18 protein-coding genes are annotated in these 19518 nt (G+C 56.9%); 7 read left to right on the top strand and 11 right to left on the bottom strand.

The genetic code is table 11. The features are described 5' to 3' along the window. Positions 1–2: 2 nt before the first annotated feature. The 11 genes from atpG to mnmG form a co-directional block, all read right to left on the bottom strand. Positions 3–866: a F0F1 ATP synthase subunit gamma gene (gene atpG / locus ACR2TX_RS06180; RefSeq protein WP_077728315.1), complete on the bottom strand. Its 864-nt coding sequence runs from the start codon at positions 864–866 to the stop codon at positions 3–5. A 10-nt stretch (positions 867–876) separates the two neighbouring features. Continuing rightward, complete coding sequence (atpA, locus tag ACR2TX_RS06175; protein ID WP_077728314.1) at positions 877–2418, bottom strand: F0F1 ATP synthase subunit alpha; 1542 nt, start codon at positions 2416–2418, stop codon at positions 877–879. 13 nt (positions 2419–2431) lie between these two features. Then, a complete protein-coding gene (locus tag ACR2TX_RS06170) occupies positions 2432–2968 on the bottom strand; it encodes a F0F1 ATP synthase subunit delta (protein WP_077728313.1) in 537 nt (178 codons plus the stop codon). After that, positions 2968–3447 carry a F0F1 ATP synthase subunit B gene (locus tag ACR2TX_RS06165; RefSeq protein WP_086133831.1) on the bottom strand — a complete coding sequence of 160 codons (480 nt, stop codon included), beginning with the start codon at positions 3445–3447 and terminating at the stop codon, positions 2968–2970. The genes ACR2TX_RS06170 and ACR2TX_RS06165 overlap by 1 nt, the downstream gene beginning before the upstream one ends. Before the next feature lie 52 nt (positions 3448–3499). Next, a complete protein-coding gene (gene atpE, locus ACR2TX_RS06160; protein WP_026611179.1) occupies positions 3500–3763 on the bottom strand; it encodes a F0F1 ATP synthase subunit C in 264 nt (87 codons plus the stop codon). A 42-nt stretch (positions 3764–3805) separates the two neighbouring features. After that, a complete protein-coding gene (atpB, locus tag ACR2TX_RS06155) occupies positions 3806–4585 on the bottom strand; it encodes a F0F1 ATP synthase subunit A (protein WP_077728311.1) in 780 nt (259 codons plus the stop codon). An 11-nt stretch (positions 4586–4596) separates the two neighbouring features. After that, a complete protein-coding gene (locus ACR2TX_RS06150; RefSeq protein ID WP_077728310.1) occupies positions 4597–4974 on the bottom strand; it encodes an ATP synthase subunit I in 378 nt (125 codons plus the stop codon). A gap of 66 nt (positions 4975–5040) precedes the next feature. After that, complete coding sequence (locus ACR2TX_RS06145; protein ID WP_347257439.1) at positions 5041–5886, bottom strand: ParB/RepB/Spo0J family partition protein; 846 nt, start codon at positions 5884–5886, stop codon at positions 5041–5043. A gap of 9 nt (positions 5887–5895) precedes the next feature. Further along, complete coding sequence (locus ACR2TX_RS06140) at positions 5896–6690, bottom strand: ParA family protein (protein WP_086133830.1); 795 nt, start codon at positions 6688–6690, stop codon at positions 5896–5898. Positions 6691–6697: 7 nt separating this feature from the next. Continuing rightward, a complete protein-coding gene (rsmG, locus tag ACR2TX_RS06135; RefSeq protein WP_086133829.1) occupies positions 6698–7318 on the bottom strand; it encodes a 16S rRNA (guanine(527)-N(7))-methyltransferase RsmG in 621 nt (206 codons plus the stop codon). A 6-nt stretch (positions 7319–7324) separates the two neighbouring features. Then, positions 7325–9199, bottom strand: a complete 1875-nt coding sequence (mnmG, locus tag ACR2TX_RS06130) for a tRNA uridine-5-carboxymethylaminomethyl(34) synthesis enzyme MnmG (RefSeq protein ID WP_077728306.1) — start codon at positions 9197–9199, stop codon at positions 7325–7327. A 231-nt stretch (positions 9200–9430) separates the two neighbouring features. Here mnmG and ACR2TX_RS06125 point away from each other — a divergent pair, with 231 nt between their 5' ends. The 7 genes from ACR2TX_RS06125 to ACR2TX_RS06095 all read left to right on the top strand — a co-directional run bounded on the left by ACR2TX_RS06125 (position 9431) and on the right by ACR2TX_RS06095 (position 19512). Continuing rightward, positions 9431–10372: an NADH:ubiquinone oxidoreductase gene (locus ACR2TX_RS06125; protein ID WP_077728305.1), complete on the top strand. Its 942-nt coding sequence runs from the start codon at positions 9431–9433 to the stop codon at positions 10370–10372. Next, positions 10372–11886 (top strand): nickel-dependent hydrogenase large subunit, encoded by a 1515-nt coding sequence (locus tag ACR2TX_RS06120; RefSeq protein ID WP_077728304.1) that lies wholly within the window; start codon positions 10372–10374, stop codon positions 11884–11886. The genes ACR2TX_RS06125 and ACR2TX_RS06120 overlap by 1 nt, the downstream gene beginning before the upstream one ends. 2 nt (positions 11887–11888) lie before the next feature. Continuing rightward, a complete protein-coding gene (locus tag ACR2TX_RS06115) occupies positions 11889–12347 on the top strand; it encodes a hydrogenase maturation protease (protein ID WP_077728303.1) in 459 nt (152 codons plus the stop codon). Beyond that, entirely contained in the window at positions 12344–14965 is a 2622-nt protein-coding gene (locus tag ACR2TX_RS06110) for an EAL domain-containing protein (protein ID WP_434131554.1), read from the top strand. The genes ACR2TX_RS06115 and ACR2TX_RS06110 overlap by 4 nt, the downstream gene beginning before the upstream one ends. Before the next feature lie 692 nt (positions 14966–15657). Next, on the top strand, positions 15658–16572 hold the full coding sequence (locus ACR2TX_RS06105; RefSeq protein WP_133716335.1) for an AAA family ATPase: 915 nt from the start codon (positions 15658–15660) through the stop codon (positions 16570–16572). Between the two features lies 1 nt (position 16573). Beyond that, positions 16574–17527: a DUF58 domain-containing protein gene (locus ACR2TX_RS06100; RefSeq protein ID WP_434131553.1), complete on the top strand. Its 954-nt coding sequence runs from the start codon at positions 16574–16576 to the stop codon at positions 17525–17527. After that, positions 17524–19512, top strand: a complete 1989-nt coding sequence (locus ACR2TX_RS06095; RefSeq protein ID WP_077728299.1) for a transglutaminase TgpA family protein — start codon at positions 17524–17526, stop codon at positions 19510–19512. The genes ACR2TX_RS06100 and ACR2TX_RS06095 overlap by 4 nt, the downstream gene beginning before the upstream one ends. Positions 19513–19518 lie beyond the last annotated feature (6 nt).

Genomic DNA, 19518 nt, shown 5'->3' with positions numbered 1-19518 from the left:
GCTTAGACCGCAGCCGCGCCGCCGACGATTTCCGCGATCTCCTGGGTAATGGCCGCCTGCCTCGCTTTGTTGTAGATCAGCTGCAACTCTTTGATGAGTTTTCCGGCGTTGTCGGATGCGCTTTTCATTGCGACCATTCGCGCCGCCTGCTCGCAGGCGTTGTTCTCCACCAGACCTTGGAAAACGATCGACTCCACGTACCGGATCAACAGCTGATCGAGCACTTCCTTCGCGTCAGGCTCGTAAATGTAATCCCACTGGCCTTTCTGTTCTTCACCGATGTCCTCCGGTCGGATGGGAAGCAGCTGGACGAGCCGCGGCTTCTGAGTCATCGTATTGAGAAACTCGTTGTAAAGAACGTACAACTCGTCGATCTTGCCCTCGGAATATTCGTCGACCATGGTCTTTATGACGCCGATGATATCCTGCAGATGGGGACGGTCGCCGAGCTTGGTCGCCTGAGAAACCACGTTTGCACCGATCGAACTGAAGAACGCGGTACCCTTTTGGCCAATCGTGCTTAGGGTGACGGCCTTGTCTTCCGCGTTCCATCCGCGCATTCTGCGCAGAGCCAATCTGAATAAATTGGCGTTGAGCCCTCCGCACAGTCCCCGATCGGACGAAATCAGAATGACCCCGACCCGGTTTACCGGTCTCTCGATCGTGAATGGGTGTTTGTATTCCGGGTTCGCGTGAGCCAGATGCTTGATGATCTGCGCGATCTTCCGGGAATACGGCCGCGTAGCCTGCATTCGTTCCTGGGTTCTGCGCATCTTGCTGGCTGCCACCATTTCCATGGCCCGCGTGATCTTCTGAGTATTTTTGATACTCGTGATCTTCAGACGGATTTCTTTTCCGACGGCCATCGATCAATCCCTACCAAGTGTGGGTTTCTTTGTACTTCGTAACCGCAGCGTGCAATGCCGATTGAATCTCGTCATTGTAGTCGCCGGTCGCATTGATCTTTTCCATGAGATCGGCATGTTCCGACTTCATGTAATTTTGCAGACCGTCTTCGAAATCCTTCACCTGATTGACTTGGAGATCGTCCAAAAAGCCTTCGTTGGCGGCGAACAGAGATACGGCCATTTGCGCCACGCTAAGCGGGGAGTATTGGCTTTGCTTCATGATTTCGGTAACGCGCTGGCCGCGCTCGATCTGCTTCCGCGTAGCCTCGTCCAGATCCGAGGCGAACTGCGCGAATGCTGCCAACTCACGGAACTGGGCCAAATCGAGACGAATACCGCCACCCAATTTCCTGATGATCTTGGTCTGAGCGGCACCACCCACACGGGATACGGAAAGACCGGCGTTCACGGCCGGACGGACGCCCGCGTTGAACAAATTGGTCTCAAGGTAAATCTGACCGTCGGTGATCGAAATCACGTTCGTCGGAACGAAAGCCGATACGTCTCCCGCCTGTGTCTCGATGATCGGCAACGCGGTCAGTGAGCCGGTTTTGCCCTTGACCTTGCCGCCGGTCAATTTTTCGACTTCGGCCGCGTTGATTCGGGAGGCACGCTCCAAAAGACGCGAGTGCAGATAGAAAACGTCGCCCGGATAAGCTTCGCGACCCGGCGGGCGGCGGAGCAGCAGTGAAATTTGGCGGTATGCCCAAGCCTGCTTGGTCAAATCGTCATAGATGATCAATGCATCCTCGCCGCGATCCCGGAAGAACTCGCCCATGGCGCATCCGGCATAGGGTGCGATGAACTGCAGCGCCGCGGATTCGGAAGCGGAAGCGGCTACGATGATGGTGTGAGCCATCGCGCCGTGTTCCTCGAGTTTCCGGACCACGTTGGCTATCGAGGACTGCTTCTGGCCGATGGCGACGTAAATACATTTAACGCCCGTGCCTTTCTGATTGATGATGGTATCGACGGCGATGGCCGATTTCCCGGTCTGGCGGTCGCCGATGATCAGCTCGCGCTGGCCTCGGCCGATCGGAATCATTGAGTCAATCGCCTTCAGGCCGGTTTGTAGCGGCTGGCTGACCGACTGTCTAGCAATAACGCCGGGAGCAATTTTTTCGATGGGTGAACGTTCCTTGGTCTCAATGGGACCTTTGCCGTCTATGGGCCGGCCCAGAGCGTCCACAACACGCCCGAGCAATGCCTCGCCGACCGGAACATCAAGAATGCGCCCAGTGCATTTCGCGGTATCGCCTTCAGCCAGATGCTCATAGGCACCGAGCACTACCGCACCAACCGAGTCGCGCTCCAAGTTCAGGGCCATACCAAAGGTATTTTCCTTGAATTCGATCATTTCGCCCTGCATCACTTCGGTCAAGCCGTGGATGCGGACGATGCCGTCGGTCACGCTAACGATCGTGCCCTCGGTGCGGGCCTCGGCACCTATATCGAACTGCTCGATTCGCTTCTTAATGAGTTCACTGATTTCAGATGGGTTCAGCTGCATGATTCTTCTCGCTCTAAGTCCAGAGTCTCTTTGCTAATCTTTCAACCTGGCCGCGGATGGATGCGTCTATCACCCGGTCACCCGCCTTGATGTAAACGCCGCCGATCAAAGTTGGATCGACATCGACGCGCAAACGTGCTTTTTTCTCCAGAACACGCTCCAGCACGGAAGACAACCGCGTTTGTTCAGCGTCTTTCAACGGAAAAGCCGTGCTGACGTCTACCTCGATGTATCCTTCATCCTCGGCCTTATATTGGTTAAATAGCTCGGCGATATATTTAACCAGGTCAAGCCGGCGATTCCGGATCAGCAGCCGGACAAAATTTTGTGCCTCAGTGTCCAGGTGATCTTTGCAGAGACCGAGAAAAGCCTCCGAAAACTGCTCGCGGTTAGCCTTGGGATTGGCCGCGGCTTTAGCTAACTGCTCGTCTTGCATGAGCAGAGTGACGAAAGCGAGCGCGTCGCTCCACTTATCAGCCGTTCCCGTTTCTTTGGCCCTCTTGTAAACCGCAACGGCATAAGGCCTCGCCAACGTCGTTAACTCGCTCATTATGCTTGACCCAACTGCTTACCGAGGTTGTCGATAATTTCCCGATGCTTCTTTTGATCCACTTCTTTCTGCAGGATTTGCTCGGCCGCAGAAATGGCCAGCACCGCTACCTGTTGACGCAAACCTTCTTTCGCCTGCTGCAATTCGCGCTCGATCTCGGCTTTCGCCGCAGCAACGATCCGCTCGCCTTCATCCTTCGCCGATTGCTTGGATTCCTCGACCACCTCGCTGGCGCGCTTTTGCGCTAGATTTACGATGTCTGCGGCCTGATCCTTAGCTTCCCGCAACAAAGCGGTCGCGCGCTTCTCGGCCAACTCCATCTCATGCTTGCCTTTTTCAGCCGAAGCGAGACCGTCGGCAATCTTCTTTTTGCGCTCCTCGAGCGCTTGCATCAAAGGCGGCCACACGTACTTCATGGTGAACCACACCAGAAGCGCAAATGTGATCATTTGGCCGATCAGAGTGGCGTTAATACTCACAGCGCTTTCCTCTTTGGTTGTTTGCCATTAAAGCGTCGCAATCGCGGCTTTTTTAGCCCTTGAGTGCGGACAGGAACGGATTGGCGAAAGTGAAGAACAGAGCGAGACCCACGCCGATCATGGTTACGGCGTCGAGCAGACCGGCGACGATGAACATTTTGACCTGCAGCATCGGAACCATCTCCGGCTGACGCGCGGCGCCTTCCAGGAATTTGCCGCCCAACAGGCCGAAACCGATAGCGGTTCCCATGGCGCCCAGGCCCAGGATGATGCCCACGGCGATTGCGGTCATGCCAGATACAGATGCGATTTCCATTGTTCCTCCGAATTATCGAACGTTAAGGTTGATTGAAAGAGATTAATGATCTTCGTGGGCTAGACTCAGATATACGATGGTCAGAACCATGAAGATGAAAGCTTGCAAAGTGATGATCAGAATATGAAAGACCGCCCAGGGGAAACTCAGCAAGGGCTGCACGTACCAAGGCAGCAGCGCGATCAATATGAAAATCAGCTCGCCGGCATACATGTTTCCGAAAAGACGAAGGCCGAGAGATACCGGTTTCGCCAATTCCTCGACAAGCTTCAGAATCAGGTTGAACGGGATCATCCATACACTGTGAAAAGGGGTCAGAATCATTTCTTTCCCAAAACCAATCGGCCCCTTCACTTTGAAGCTGTAGAACAGAATCAGGAAGAACACCGAAATCGACATCGCAAAGGTCGCGTTCAAATCCGTACTGGGAACCACGCGAAGATAGTCGAGCCCGATGGCCTTGCCGATATCGGGCAACAGGTCGACCGGAATAAGGTCCATCGAGTTCATCAAGAATACCCAGACGAAGATGCTCAACGCCAAGGGTGCGATTAACGCGCTACGCCCATGAAAACTATCCTTGACCTGAGCGTCAACGAATTCGACGATCATCTCCACAAAATTTTGCAGGGGGCCGGGTACGCCGGAAGTCGCCTTTTCAGCCGCCTTGCGGAAAATGATGACGAATAAGCCGCCTAAGAAAACAGAGAAAAACAGGGTATCCAGATGAAATGTCCAGAATCCTTCGCCGGTCGATAAGGGGGTCAAGTGGTGAACGATATATCCAGTTGCCCCGCCAGAGCCGTGTTCTTCTGTCGCCATATTCTCTCTCGTTAGCGTTCGATATCGCGCATCAAAAGCGCACACCAAAATACCATCAATACCGATACGAAACCGGCAAATAATGGCAGGAATAAAATGTTAGGCAGTTGGAAAATTAAAATAAATAAACCGGCGGTTATGATTATTTTTATGCTTTCGCCGATATAAAACGATCTCACGATGTCTTTTGCCGTTCTTGTTTTATCGGAAAATCCGAATTTTGCGGCGAAATAGACGTTCGGCAAAAAGGCTATCAACCCGCCGAGCAACGCTGACCTAGCTGCCAGCCAACCGAAGAAGGCCAACGTGAAACCGCCGATCAGTGCAATCGCAAGAAGCTGCATCAACAGAACCCGCTTGACGGCGAAAAACAACTTTTTCGCACCCATTGAGGGCCCCCAAACAAATGCTTCGGAATGATAACAACCAAAATGCGGAAGATCAATGTTGCATGTTTATTTCAAGCGATCGAGCACACCTTCCAGTTGATCCAGGCTGTCGTAATGGATGACGAGTTGTCCGGCGCCTTTTTTTCCGTGTTTGATCAGCACGGGAGCGCCGATTCGCGTGGCGATTCGCTCTTCGAGGCGGCGAATGTCGGGATCCTTCATCTCCGGTTTTCGCGCCTTTTGCCCATCCCGGAGCTTTTGGATAAGCAACTCCGTAGCACGAACGCTCAACTTTGCCGAAGCGACTTTACGGGCAATTTCAGCCTGAAGCTGAAATTCCAGCGCGAGTATCGCCCGAGCGTGTCCCATTTCTATGGCACCGGTAAGCAGAAGATGCTTAGCATCCGGATGAAGTTCGTTCAAGCGCAGCAAGTTGCTGACGGTAGCCCGGGATTTGCCGACGGCATCCGCGACCTGCTGGTGGGTCATCTCGAACTCTTCGAGCAGGCGCTTCAGGGCTTCCGCCTCCTCGAGAGGATTCAAGTCTTCTCGCTGGATATTTTCGATAAGGGCGATCGCTAAGGCGGCCTGATCCGTAACCTCGCGCACGACCACCGGCAAATCGTGCAATCCTGCCAGTTGGGCCGCCCGCCACCGTCTCTCGCCGGCGATGATTTCGTACTGGCTGTCGCCCATAGGTCTGACCACCACGGGCTGGACCACGCCCTGCGCACTGATCGAATCGGCCAATTCTTGAAGTCGCGCCGGGTCGATATCCTTGCGCGGCTGGAAACGGCTCGGCCTGAGTTGATCTATGGAAAGCGTTCTGAGCTTCTCGGTCTCGTTTTCGAGTTTCGCGCCGCCCAACAGGACATCGAGGCCGCGGCCGAGTCCTCGTCTTTTTGCCGTCATGACTTGAATTTATTGAAGAATTGAAGGAATTTTTCGCGATTTTTGATTGCGTCGCACGATTTCGCCCGCCAAGGCCAGATAAGCGACGGCTCCTCGAGAAGACTTATCGTACTTTATCGCTGGCAAACCGTGGCTCGGCGCCTCGGCAAGCCGAATGTTGCGCGGGATGATGGTGCGGAAGACCTTATCGCTGAAATGGGCGATCAATTGCGCGGAAACGTCATTGGCGAGCCGGCTGCGTGGATCGTACATCGTGCGAAGCAAACCCTCGATACGAAGTTCCGGATTGACCGAGTCGCGGATATTCCCCAGCGTATCCATTAAATCCGAAAGTCCTTCCAAGGCGTAATATTCGCACTGCATGGGAATCAACACGCTGTCCGCAGCGACCAAGGCGTTGAGCGTCAGCACGTTAAGCGACGGTGGGCAGTCGACGAGGATGAACTGGTAATCGTCGCGGCAACTCTTGAGCGCCTCGGCAAGCGCGCGCTCTTTGCCTGCCTGTTTCATCAGTTCGACCTGAGCGGCAGTCAGATCGGCATTACCCGGCAGAAGATCGAAGCCGATCTCGGTCAAAGATTTGACGGCCTCGCGTACCGTGGCGTGACGCGTCAATACGTCGTAAGACGAATTTTTGAGACTTTTCTTGTCAACGCCGCATCCCATAGTCGTGTTGCCTTGCGGATCCAGATCCACAAGCAAAACGCGATGCTTGATCGCCGCAAGCGACGCAGCCAAGTTAATGCTGGTGGTCGTTTTACCCACGCCCCCCTTTTGGTTGGCTACCGCAATAATTTTGCCCATGGTTTCCTCAGCCGATAGCTATTTCGATCAAATGACGTTCGACGTCCAGACCCGGAATCTTTAAACGATGACTCTTAACCGGCGAGTCTTTAAGGGTCTGTATTTCGCCCTCCGGCAACTGCCCTTTCTGAGCCAATATCACGCCGTGGGGAGCCAGCATTCTGCGCGTTGTCTCCATTATTTCCGCAAGGCTCGCATAAGCCCGCGCCAATATCGTGTCGAATCCGTGGTCCGGATGGTAGTCTTCCACCCGCGAGGTGACGACCTCCACGTTCGCGAGACCCAATTCGATCACGGCCTGCTGAACAAAACGGGTCTTCTTCGCGTTGCTGTCCAACAGAACGAAATGCCTGCTCTCGCTCATGACAGCCAAGGGAATACCCGGCAAACCGGCCCCGGTTCCCACGTCCAGTATCCTTTCGCCCCGGAGGTACGGCCAAATGGTAAGACTGTCGAGCAGATGCAAATCCACTCCCGTCCGCAAGTCGCGGATGGCCGTCAAGTTGTAAACCCGGTTCCATTTCTGGATTAAGCGCAGAAAGGCCAAAAGCTTTTCGTGTTGCTCCGGCGTAAACGGTATGTTTAACGCGGTTATTCCGTCCGCTAGACGTCTACCGATTTCGTCCACTTAAGATCAAGCGCTCTTCTTTTTAAGATGGACCAACAGCAGCGAAATCGCCGCCGGTGTGACGCCCGGAATCCGCGCTGCTTGCCCGACAGTTTCGGGACGTTGTTGTTTGAGCTTTTCCCGGACCTCGTTGGACAACCCGATGACGTTCTGATAATCGAGACTTTCCGGCAAACGCCAATGGTCGTAGCGGCGAGAGCGCTCGATCTCCGCCTGCTGGCGATCGATGTAGCCTTGGTACTTCGCCTGAATTTCGACTTGATCGAGAACTTGCTCGTTTTCTTCTTCAGTTAACCGAGCGGATATCGCTTGGAGGTGTTCGATGCGGATCTCCGGTCGCCGCAGCAGTTCGAGTAGGGTGGATTCCCGCAACAGCGGCGCACTCAGGAACCGGCTTATGGTTTCGGCTTCGGCAGTATTCGGTCTGACATACGTTTTTGCCAGGCCGGTCTGTATCTCCGCAATGGCCTGCTGCTTCGCTTCGAATGCACGCCAGCGCTCGTCGTCCACCAATCCGAGTTCGCGGCCTTTCCCGGTCAGCCGAAGATCGGCGTTGTCCTCTCGTAGCAGCAACCGGTATTCCGCCCGGCTGGTGAACATGCGATAGGGTTCGCTCGTGCCCCGAGTGATCAGATCGTCGATCAGAACCCCCATGTAAGCCTCGTCGCGCATAGGCGACCAGGGTTCCAGATCCTTGGCCTTGCGCGCGGCGTTGACGCCCGCGATCAGGCCTTGCGCGGCGGCTTCCTCGTATCCCGTCGTGCCGTTGATCTGTCCGGCGAAGAACAGGTTCTCGAGGTGCTTGGTTTCGAGCGAGGACTTCAGGTCGCGCGGATCGAAGAAATCGTATTCGATGGCGTAGCCCGGCCGTGTGATATGAGCGTTTTCGAAACCGCGTATCGACCTCACAAGCTCGTACTGCACGTCGAAGGGCAGACTGGTCGAAATGCCGTTCGGATAGATTTCGTAAGTATCGAGACCTTCGGGTTCAACAAAAATCTGGTGCGAATCCCTTTCCGCGAAACGCACGACCTTGTCTTCGATAGAGGGACAATAGCGCGGCCCGACCCCTTCGATAACGCCCGCATACATCGGCGAGCGGTCGAGACCGCAGCGGATGATATCGTGAGTCCGTTCGTTGGTACGGGTGATGTAGCAAGGCACTTGGCGAGGATGTTCCTCCCGCCGGCCGAGGAATGAGAACACGGGAACCGGCTCGTCGCCGGGCTGCTCCAGCATGACCGCATAATCGATGCTTCGCCCGTCGATCCGAGGAGGCGTTCCGGTCTTGAGCCGGCCGACCCGAAACGGCAGTTCGCGCAAACGCGCCGCCAAAGCGTTAGAGGGCGGATCGCCCGCCCGGCCGCCTTCGTAGTTTTCGAGACCGATATGAATCCGGCCGGCCAGGAAGGTGCCTACGGTGAGGACCACCGTACGAGCCCTGAATTTGAGCCCCATCTGCGTGATCACGCCGGCTGCGCGGTAATTTTCCACGATCAGATCGGATACGGCCTGCTGGAATAAGGTCAAATTCGGCTGAGTTTCCAGCACCCGACGCACGGCTTTCTTATAAAGCACGCGATCGGCTTGGGCCCGAGTCGCCCGCACCGCCGGGCCTTTGCTGGCATTGAGCACACGGAACTGAATGCCGGCTCGGTCCGCAGCATGCGCCATCAAGCCGCCCAGAGCATCGATCTCCTTGACCAAATGCCCTTTGCCGATCCCCCCGATAGCGGGATTGCAGCTCATCTGGCCAAGGGTTTCGATGTTCTGGGTAAGCAGCAGCGTCTTAGAGCCAGTCCGCGCAGCCGCCAAAGCCGCTTCCGTACCAGCGTGTCCGCCACCGACCACGATGACGTCGAATTCGGTGGAAAAATGCATGAGAGTTGAAATTTCAGGCAGATAGACCGGTTTTGCACTCCCCTGAAGTGCGCGCATAGCTTACTACATCGAACGCCAAAATTGGCATTGCGTTTAAGCCAAGACACGCCCGTACGCTCTGTGATGCAAAGCCACGCAATCTTTTTACCTATACACTATTGTTCAACACATTCTACACCTAGCGTTAACAAATCGAACAACACGGCTCCGCCAGTCCTTATCGAAACTCCGATGACTACATTACTTTGGCTACAAACCGGTGCCTGTGGCGGCGATACGATGTCGATCCTGTGCGCCGACAGTCCGTCGCTGGAAGAACTCCTGGATCAATACGGCATCGACATCCTCTGGCAACCGTCCTTGTCCTCAGAGCCCAAAGGGAAGCTGGACGCCCTGATCGAGGCCATTCTCAGGGACGAGCAAAGACTCGATATCTTGTGCATCGAAGGCAGCATCATGACCGGACCCAATGGATCCGGCCTGTACGATCCGTATCGCGGCCGTTCCAAGATGAGTTTGGTCAGGGAGCTGGCGGAAAAATGCCGTTATCTGGTTGCCATGGGTACTTGTGCGGCCTTCGGCGGCGTCCACGCCGCACCCCCCAATCCGACCGACTGCACAGGCATCCAGTTCGACAAGAAACTTCCCGGCGGCTTGCTGCCTGCCGAATGGCGGTCGCGAGCGGGAGCGCCGGTCATCAATGTCTCCGGCTGTCCGGCACATCCCAACGCCATGACCAAGACGCTGGCCATGCTGGCTTCCGGACTTCCGTTGGAACTCGACCATCTCAACCGCCCTAAGGATTTTTTCAATTCCCTGGTGCATCAAGGCTGCACGCGGAACGAGTATCACGAGTACGACGTCGAGGACAGCGCCTTCGGCGAAAAGGGCTGTTTGTTCTTCAACCTGGGCTGCCAGGGACCGACCACGCATGCCATTTGCAATACCGAGCTTTGGAACGGCCGCAGCAGTAAAACCCGCGCGGGAGTACCCTGTTTCGGCTGTACGTCCCCGGACTTCCCGCTGGACCAGGATCTGTTTCGCACCGAGAAAATCGGCGCCGTTCCGATAAACCTGCCCTTGGGGGTGGAGCGCGCCAATTATATGGCGTACAAGAGCCTGGCCCACGAGGCCGCGCCCGAACGGGTCCTGAATAAAGAAATGGATCCCTGATGGCTAGACGAATTATCCAGATCGATCTTAATCGGGTCGAAGGCGACCTGGAATTCCAGTTGGAGCTGGAAGGTCGCGAAGTGGTAGATGCCCGCTGCATCGGTTCGCTCTATCGGGGATTCGAGCAAATCCTCATAGGCCGAAAACCTAAGGACGCATTGGTCATTACGCCCCGAATCTGCGGCATTTGCGGCACCGCCCATCTCTATTCGGCCGTTCTGGCCCTGGAGCAAATCGGTCGTATTGCCGTGCCCCCCAATGCTTCCCGCATCCGCAATCTATGCCTGATGGCCGAGACGGTGCAAAGCGATCTGCGGCAATCGTTTCTATTCTTTACCGCCGATTTTTGCCATCCCAAATATGCCGGCCGGCCGCTTTACGAAAAAACACTGGGGGCCTTCCTGCCCTTCAAAGGCTGGGCCCATCGCGGCACCCTGGAGCATTCGCGCCATGTTCCCGGGATCGTTGCCATCTTCGGAGGCCAGTGGCCCCATTCCTCCTACATGGTGCCGGGCGGGGTGACGGCTCCTCCCACCAGTCGCCGCATCCTGGACAGCCTGTCCATCATCAACAATCTGACCCGATGGTTCGAGCAGGCAGTCATCGGAACCGATCTGGGTCCCTGGCTGGAGCTCGAATCCGCCGACCAGCTCTTCGCCTGGCTCGAAGCCGCGGACACTCACGCGAATAGCGCCATCGGCCTGATGACGAGGATGAGCCGCGACATCGGCCTGCACCGTTCCGGTTTCGGAACTTCCCATATGCTGAGCTGCGGCGCTTACTGCGATTCGGCCGGCGGGCAGATGTTCAAATCGGGCTTCCTCGATGGCGATACGGGGAAGATCGAACCTTTCGATCAGGCCGAAATCGCCGAGCACGTGCGCTATTCCTGGTTCGAGCCGTATGAAGGCGGCCGCCATCCGTTCCGCGGTGAGACCATTCCGGATTTTCAACCCCACTCCAATCGCTATTCCTGGAGCAAGGCGCCCCGCTATCGGAACGAGGTGGTACAAACGGGTCCCCTGGCCGAATTGCTGATCGACGGCGATCCGCTGATCGGCTCGCTGTATCGGGCGGAGGGCGGAAACACCTGGTTGCGGCAGTTCGCCCGCCTGCGCCGCACGGCTTTGCTGCTCCAGAAAATGCGGGAGATCCTGCACGAGCTGGCCGCCCATCTGGACGATCCCCACTTTACTTCGCCTGCCGCGGACGAAATCCCGGACGGGGAGGGATTCGGACTGATAACTGCGGCACGGGGTGCCCTGGGCCACTGGGTGCAAGTCACCGACGGAGCCATTTCCCGGTACCAGGTCATCACGCCGACCGCCTGGAACGCATCGCCCAAGGACAGCGAAGGCCGGCACGGACATTGGGAGAGTAGTTTGATCGGCCTTACCGTCGACGATCCGGACGATCCCGTGGAGATCGGCCATATTATCCGCTCCCACGATCCCTGCCTGGTTTGCACCGTGCACCTGTTGGATACGGGCAAGCGGATGACGGTCTGGCCCTGATCATGGACGGTCGTCACATCGTCTGTTTCGGTAACGAGTTGCACGGCGACGACGGCTTCGGCATCCGCGTTTATCAACAGCTCCGCCGGCTGGCTTGGCCGAGGGACGTCAAGCTGTTCAACGCGGGCATAGCCGGACTGAACGCACTGGAATTCTTGACCGATTGCCGTCAGGCGATTCTGGTTGACGCATTGGCCGATACGGGGAATGCCGGCGCTGTTTGCGTATTCAAACCCGACGATACGGTCGGACGCTGGGAAACCCCCATCGGTCATGGCTTGGGTATTCCGTACTTGTTGAAGGCCCTCGAAATCGTCTGCGAGTCGCCACCGGACATCATCATCGTGGGGGCCGAGGTCGAGAAAAGGGCCATCAAGCCTTTCTCTCCCGGTCTGTCCGGCAAGTCGGAACGCGCCGTCGAAAAGGCGGTCCGTACCATCCAGCGTCTGGTGTCGGTGTGAAACCCCTAAACCCGCCGAGCCGCCGTATCGCCGTCGAATCGGTGACTCTCGTCGAAACGGCCTGTCCGCCCCGTTGGACGGGGCGCATTCTTTTTCCGGGCGAACGCCGATTCACGGACATCCTCATTTTCAGCAGGGATGGCCAATTCTGGGCGATTCCCGCCCATTGTCCGCATGAGGGTCACGATTTGACGGACTGTCCCTTGTTCGACGGCGGAAAGTTGATCTGTCCGGTGCACGGCCAGCGTATCGAACTGAATTCGGCAGCACTGAAGGTCGAAGTGGACAACGGCCGATTTAACATCCCCTTGCCGGAGAAGGGACCCTATTGGATTTGCAACACCGATCACGAACCAAGTCGCGGGGAAGAGGATTCCGAAGCCCTCCGCCAAATGAGGGAAGAAACCGAAAAACTGAGGCTGGCGAATCTGAAACAGGAAAAACGCATCCTGGCCATCACCCGAAGCATGGATGCCATGCTCAAGGAATCGGAGCAACAGAAGGCGAAACTCAAGGAAGCCATGGGACGCCAGCAGGCTCTCAGCCGCTTCATCCAGCGTGTGCTGGACACCATGGATGACGTTCTGGTCGTCGTCGATGCGGACGGCCGCATCCGTCAGGTCAACGGAGCGGCGGAACGCCAGCTCGGGCTCTCCGAGGAAGCGTGGTCCGGCTCCCCTGTCGACGAACTGCTGTCCCCGGAAGACAGACGGTTTCTCGCCGCGCAATTGCCACCCTTGCCCTGGCCGGCGAAATCGGCACTGCTGGAGACCATCCGTTTGCACAAATCCTATAGCGGCGAGCACCGTCTGTCCGTTCCGCCCCGCCAGCGCCCGGGCCCGATTTACTGGCTGAAGGGCAACCTGCTGCACTCGGAGCAGGGCAAGCTGGAAGGCGCCGTCATCACGGCGACGAACATCACCGAAATCAAAGCAAGGGAAACCCAACTGCGGCTGAACGCCAAAGTATTCGAGAACACCAGCGAGGCGATTTTCATCACCGATCTCGAGGGAACGATTCTGGACGTGAACGACGCATTTTGTGATATCAGCGGCTATCGGCGATCGGAGGTGGTGGGTCAAAGCACCCGTTTGCTCAAATCGGGTCTGCAAGACCAGGCATTTTACGTCCGTATGTGGAAAACCCTTTTAAGCAAAGGCTATTGGAAGGGCGAAATCTGGGACCGGCGGAAGAGCGGCGAGTGCTTCCCGATGCTGCTGACCATCAATGCCGTCGCCGACGAGCGGGACAGGCTCACCCATTACGTGGCCGTCGCCCTGGATATCAGCAGCTTGAAACATGCCGAGAGAAAATTGGAACAATTGGCCTACTACGATTCTCTGACGGGCCTGCCCAACCGCTTTCTCTTCAAGGAACGGTTCGAGCACGAAAGCGCTCTGGCGCTACGCAACGGAACCAGGTTGGCCGTATGTTTCATCGATCTGGACAATTTCAAGGATGTCAATGACACGCTGGGGCACTGGGCCGGCGATTACCTGCTGAAGGAAGTCGCGTCGCGTATCCGGAACTGCCTGCGCAAAACCGATACCGTGGCGCGGTTCGGCGGAGACGAGTTCACCATCATTCTGTCGAACGTCGCCGATGCCGCGGAACCCGCCGATGTTGCCCAGAAACTTATCGATACGGTGGGGAAGCCGATCCACATTCAGAACCATCAGATCTTCGTGGGCGCCAGCATCGGCATAGCTTTATTCCCCGACGACGGTCGGGATTTCACCACCTTGACCAAACACGCCGATGCCGCCATGTATGTGTCCAAGGCAAAGGGACGCCGGACATTCCGCTATTTCGAAGACCACATGAAAGAGGAGCCGCGCCAGCGCATGGTGATGGAAACCCAGTTGCGCCAGGCGATCGAGCGGGAGGAGTTCTTACTCTACTATCAGCCCAAGGTCGACTGCGTTTCGAACCGGATCACCGGCGCTGAAGCGCTGATCCGCTGGCGGCACCCCGAGCAGGGCATCGTATCGCCCGGCCGCTTCATCACCATTGCCGAAGAAACGGCCCTGATCATTCCGCTCGGTCAATGGATTCTCAGGACAGCCTGTTTAAGAACCAGCGCTTGGCAGCACAAACTGCCGGAATTCCGAATCGCTATCAACCTTTCGGCCAAACAACTTTTAGCGGACGATTTCATCGACTTGCTGGATCGGGTGCTGGCCGAAACAGGAACCGATCCCGGGGCCGTCGAATTGGAAATCACCGAGACCTTGGTAATGCACGACATCGAAAAAGCGTCCGAGCGGCTGAGCCGTATCCGGGATCGCGGCATCCATATCGCCATGGACGATTTCGGCACCGGCTATTCGTCCTTGTCTTATCTGCAAAAATTGCCCGTCCAGACCATCAAGATCGACCGCTCCTTCATCCATGCCTATACCGGCGACCCGACTTCGGAGCAAGCGGCGCTGATCAAGACCATCGTGACTTTGGGGCAAATCCTCAATTTAAAGGTCGTGGCCGAAGGCGTCGAAACTCGGGAACAACTGGAACTTTTAAAATTCTATGGCTGCCACGAAATTCAGGGTTACTACGTTTCTCCCCCTCTGCCGGAGGACGAGTTCGAAAAACGCTTTATCGAGCAGCGGGACTCTTGAATCCAATGCCGCTCCGAGCATTTCTTTGAGCGTTTTTTCAGCATGCACGCGCAGCCCCCGAGCTCCAAGCATTCAGCCATAGAGCGGAGATACGAATTCGCCTAGATCGATTGTTCGGGGAGACTGTCCCAGCCGTTCAGTCCGTCCGTTTTCAGGCTAATCTCCAGTAGCAATTCGACCTCTATCCAGAACGGCCGTGCGTGCCGATGCAGTCCCGGGCATGCAGTTCCTTGTACTAGCGCCGGACATCCAATGCATCAAGAGTTTGCGCATCGGCTCGGAAAGCCCTGGTTCGAGCTTAGAGCATTTTCGTATCTACCGTACGGGCACTCGCGAGTAGGTCGGGAATCCTTTCACGGCGCATTTGTCGGCAAAGGATTGCCGACCTACAAATACTTGAGTCGATTTACCCTAGCCGAAAGCGCCAACGACTTCCGTCAAGTCCGTTATGCCGTATGAGCGAGATGAACACTTCGCTGTCATTTCGGCGGGCGGTCAGAATCGCGGGCTTAAGATGCCTAGAAACCCATCGGGGCGTCGTTTTAGGTTATATCCCAAAAACATACCGAATTTTGGGATATAACCGATTCAGATGCTTTCGAATTGATACGGAAGCCCGCGTCCGGTCTCTGCGCCGTCGCGTCTTCCGACAAAGCTATACTTCGTTGCGAAAACGACTTCTCAGGTTCTCCATGCGCAACGCCCTAAACCGACTCTTCCATACCGCCAACACCGTCATCCTCGGCAAGCCGCGCCAGATCCGTCTCGCGATCTGTTGCCTGCTGGCGCGGGGGCATTTACTCATCGAGGATGTGCCCGGCGTCGGCAAAACGACCTTGGCGCACACTCTCGCCAACCTTTTGGGCCTCAAATACCAACGCATTCAGTTCACCAGCGATCTTTTGCCAGCCGATATCGTCGGCTCGTCGATCTTCGACGGGAACAACCATGCGTTTCATTTTCAACCCGGTCCGATCTTCCACCAAATGATCTTGGCTGACGAGATCAACCGCTCGACCCCGAAAGCCCAGAGCGCGCTGCTCGAAGCGATGGAAGAACACCAAGTCACGGTCGAGGGAGAAACCCGTTCGCTGCCGGAACCGTTTTTCGTCATCGCTACTCAAAATCCTGTGTGCCAGATCGGAACGTTTCCTTTGCCCGAGTCTCAATTGGACCGGTTCCTGATGCGCATTAGCTTGGGTTATCCGGATAGCCGGTCGGAGCGTGCCTTGCTCAAAGGCGAGGACCGCTCCGTTTTGCTCGAAAAACTCCCGGTCTGCCTTCAGACGGACGAATTAGTGGCGATCCAGGACCAGGTCAGGAGCATACACGTCTCCGATGCGCTGTTGGATTATCTCCAGGCGCTGATCAGATTCAGCCGCGAATCCGGTCATTACGAATGCGGATTATCGCCGCGCGCGGGCCTCGCCCTGTTGAACGCCGCCCGCGCCTGGACCTTCATCGAAGGACGCGAAGCGGTCTTGCCCGAGGACGTGCAGGCGGTATTGGCTCCGGTTTGCGGGCATAGGCTGCGCCCCGTATCGAGCGGCGCTACGAACGCCGACGTCATCGTGGCGCCGATGCTGGAACAGGTTGCGGCGGTTTGAAATGACTGCTCTCCCGCTTCGGGAACGGCTGGACCTTCGGCGCTTCCTCCGAGGCGAAAAAGCGACCGATGGGCCGATCATGTTGTCTCACCGGCGAATCTTCATTCTGCCCAGCCGATCCGGCTTGGCCCTTGCGCTGCTCCTGTTGATTCAGTGGCTCACCGCCATCAACTATGGCAACAATCTGGCGTTCATCCTCACTTTCCTATTGGCGGCGGCTGCCATGTCCTCGTTGTTCTACAGCTACCGCAACCTTTCCGGACTGAGCGTCGGCGCCGGAAAAATGAGCCCCGTCTTCGCCGGCGACCAGGCATCTTTCGAGTTGCGGCTGACCAACTCCGCGGCTTTGCCGCGCTATGGCATCGAGTTGAGGCTGAAAGACGCCGAGGCGTTACGGATGGACATACCTCCCGAGGGTACCGTTTCGGCAATCCTTCGGGTCCCAGCGGAAAAGCGGGGCTGGCTCGAGCTCGACACCGTAACCATCAGCACCGCGTTTCCTTTGGGAATCTTCTACGCCTGGTCGCCGATCAATCTGAAATATAAGGTTCTGGTCTACCCGAGACCCACCCAGGAACGATTGCCTTTCCCACGTTCCGAGGACGATCATGTCGGTGCCCGACCACGAAATGCTTCCGATGATTTCCACGGGTTTCGGGCTTATCAACCGGGCGATCCGTTCAAGCACATTCACTGGAAAAGTCTGGCCAAAGGACGCGATCCGGTAATCAAGCAATACGCGGGGGACGAAACGGAAGTCCTTCATTTGAACTGGACGGATACCAAGGGATTGGATACGGAGGCGCGCTTGAGCCGGTTTTGCCGCTGGGTGTTGGATGCCGAGCAGGCTGGGATGCGATATGCCCTCAGCTTGCCAGGAACGACCATAGCCGAAGGTCACGGCGCATCGCACTGCCGGAAGTGTCTCGAGTCGCTGGCTCTGTTCGATCTATGAAGAAGCCCGCAGCAACGTCGTTCGTGCCGGATCGGACGCAGGAAAACCTGCTTCTATTCAGTGTTTTCTTCGTTGCCGCACCGCATCTTCTCAATCTCGGCTGGGCAATCGTTCTTTATTTTTCCTTGATGGCGGCCTGGCGATTCGCGTCAGGGTATCGGCCCGCCTTGCTGCCCGGCCGTCTGCTGTTGTTTCTTCTGACCTTGTCCGGCGCAGCTTTGGTTTACGTCGATTACCATCGCTTTTACGGACGCGAAGCCGGATCCAGCCTCTTTCTCGTCGGCCTGGGACTGAAACTGATGGAAATGCGGAACCGGCGCGACGTATACCTGGTGGTCTATCTCGCGTTCTTCGTGGCTCTGACTCAGTACCTGTTCTCCCAGAGCATCGCCCTGGCCGTCTATACGCTGGCTGCCGTTGCCTTGCTGATTTCCGTATTGATCGGTCTGAACGCGGGTCCTGTCCTGTCGCTCAAAACCCAGTTCAGAATGGCGGCGTCATTGGTGGCGCAAGCCATGCCGATCATGGTAGTCCTGTTCATATTCTTCCCGCGTATCGCGGGGCCTTTGTGGAAGCTTCCGGACGATCCGAGCAGTGCAAAGACCGGGCTCAGCGATATCATAGAGCCCGGCAGCGTCAGCCGCCTCGCCTTGTCGCGGGAGCCGGCTTTTCGCGCCGATTTCGAAGGTCCCTTGCCGCTGCCCGCCGAGCGCTACTGGCGAGGCCCGGTGTTCTGGCATACCGATGGAAGACGCTGGACCCTGCCGCCGGAACAAGGCCGGAACACCGTTCAGGCACCGGCATTCTCCGGACCGGCTTACCGTTACACGATCACTCTTGAGCCGCATCAAAAACGCTGGGTTTTCGCTTTGGATCTACCCAAAGTTTTTCCCGAGAACCTCGCTCAGACGCCCGAATATTTGCTGCTGACGCCGCAAAACGTCGGCGAACGCCGGCAATACACGATCAGCTCCTATCCGAATTACCGAACCGGCGAACTCAGCCCCGCCGAGCGGGAACAGGGTCTCCAGCTGCCGGATAGACCTTCGGCACGCATGCTCCGGCTGGTCGAACGCTGGCGCCAGTCGTCGTCGGACCCAAAAGACATCGTGAACAAGGCGCTGCTCCATTTTCGCGAGGAGCCGTTCGTATACACGCTCAACCCGCCGGTCATACGCGACAAGCCGGTGGACACCTTTCTTTTCGAGACCCGCAAGGGCTTTTGCGAGCATTACGCCACGGCGTTCGTTTATCTGATGCGGGTTGCGGGAATCCCGGCGAGGGTGGTAACCGGTTATCAGGGAGGGCAATGGAACCCGGTTGGAAAATTCCTGGAAGTACGCCAAGCCGATGCGCACGCCTGGGCCGAGGTGTGGTTATCCGAACAAGGCTGGACGCGCGTCGATCCGACCGCTGCCGTGGCGCCGCACCGGATCGAGCAGGGGATAGACCTGGATCGGCAAATGGCCGATCACGAGGTCAGTTTCAGTCCTGTCGGACGGGCACTGGCCGACGCCGCTTTCGATCTTCACGACTGGTACGATCAGGCACGTCTCATCTGGGCCAGCGTCGATCACGCTTGGAACCAGCGGGTTCTCAGCTATAACCCGGAAAACCAGAAGCGTTTTTGGGAAGCTTTGGGTATCGTAGACTGGCGGGGATTGATCACCTGGCTGACTGCACTGCTAATCCTCTGCGGCGTGCTGGTCGGACTTTGGCTGCGCCCTCGCCGAAAGCCCAAGGCGGCCGATCCCGCCATGGCGGCTTACAATCGATTCCTCAAAAAAATGGCAAAAAACGGGCTGGTCAAACAGACCGGCGAAGGACCCCGTGATTTCGCTTTACGCGCCGCCTCCGAACGGCCCGAGGCCAAAGAGGCCATCGGCGCCATCACCACGCTGTTCCTGCGGATCCGATACGGACGACAGGCAGATCCGCGCGATATCGACCAGCTGAGGCGACGCGTGAGAGCGTTGAGGGTTTAAACGCGC

Origin of the sequence: Methylocaldum sp. GT1BB (assembly GCF_051027545.1) — a bacterium.
Lineage (GTDB): Bacteria > Pseudomonadota > Gammaproteobacteria > Methylococcales > Methylococcaceae > Methylocaldum.
This window is presented reverse-complemented; position numbering and strand designations above follow the sequence as displayed.

Excerpts from the sequence above, each read along its gene's own strand:
- atpG (WP_077728315.1), bottom strand. The coding sequence starts at position 866 with ATGGCCGTCGGAAAAGAAATCCGTCTGAAGATCACGAGTATCAAAAAT.
- atpA (WP_077728314.1), bottom strand. The coding sequence starts at position 2,418 with ATGCAGCTGAACCCATCTGAAATCAGTGAACTCATTAAGAAGCGAATC.
- ACR2TX_RS06170 (WP_077728313.1), bottom strand. The coding sequence starts at position 2,968 with ATGAGCGAGTTAACGACGTTGGCGAGGCCTTATGCCGTTGCGGTTTAC.
- atpE (WP_026611179.1), bottom strand. The coding sequence starts at position 3,763 with ATGGAAATCGCATCTGTATCTGGCATGACCGCAATCGCCGTGGGCATC.
- atpB (WP_077728311.1), bottom strand. The coding sequence starts at position 4,585 with ATGGCGACAGAAGAACACGGCTCTGGCGGGGCAACTGGATATATCGTT.
- ACR2TX_RS06150 (WP_077728310.1), bottom strand. The coding sequence starts at position 4,974 with ATGGGTGCGAAAAAGTTGTTTTTCGCCGTCAAGCGGGTTCTGTTGATG.
- ACR2TX_RS06145 (WP_347257439.1), bottom strand. The coding sequence starts at position 5,886 with ATGACGGCAAAAAGACGAGGACTCGGCCGCGGCCTCGATGTCCTGTTG.
- ACR2TX_RS06140 (WP_086133830.1), bottom strand. The coding sequence starts at position 6,690 with ATGGGCAAAATTATTGCGGTAGCCAACCAAAAGGGGGGCGTGGGTAAA.
- mnmG (WP_077728306.1), bottom strand. The coding sequence starts at position 9,199 with ATGCATTTTTCCACCGAATTCGACGTCATCGTGGTCGGTGGCGGACAC.
- ACR2TX_RS06125 (WP_077728305.1), top strand. The coding sequence starts at position 9,431 with ATGACTACATTACTTTGGCTACAAACCGGTGCCTGTGGCGGCGATACG.
- ACR2TX_RS06120 (WP_077728304.1), top strand. The coding sequence starts at position 10,372 with ATGGCTAGACGAATTATCCAGATCGATCTTAATCGGGTCGAAGGCGAC.
- ACR2TX_RS06115 (WP_077728303.1), top strand. The coding sequence starts at position 11,889 with ATGGACGGTCGTCACATCGTCTGTTTCGGTAACGAGTTGCACGGCGAC.
- ACR2TX_RS06105 (WP_133716335.1), top strand. The coding sequence starts at position 15,658 with ATGCGCAACGCCCTAAACCGACTCTTCCATACCGCCAACACCGTCATC.
- ACR2TX_RS06100 (WP_434131553.1), top strand. The coding sequence starts at position 16,574 with ATGACTGCTCTCCCGCTTCGGGAACGGCTGGACCTTCGGCGCTTCCTC.
- ACR2TX_RS06095 (WP_077728299.1), top strand. The coding sequence starts at position 17,524 with ATGAAGAAGCCCGCAGCAACGTCGTTCGTGCCGGATCGGACGCAGGAA.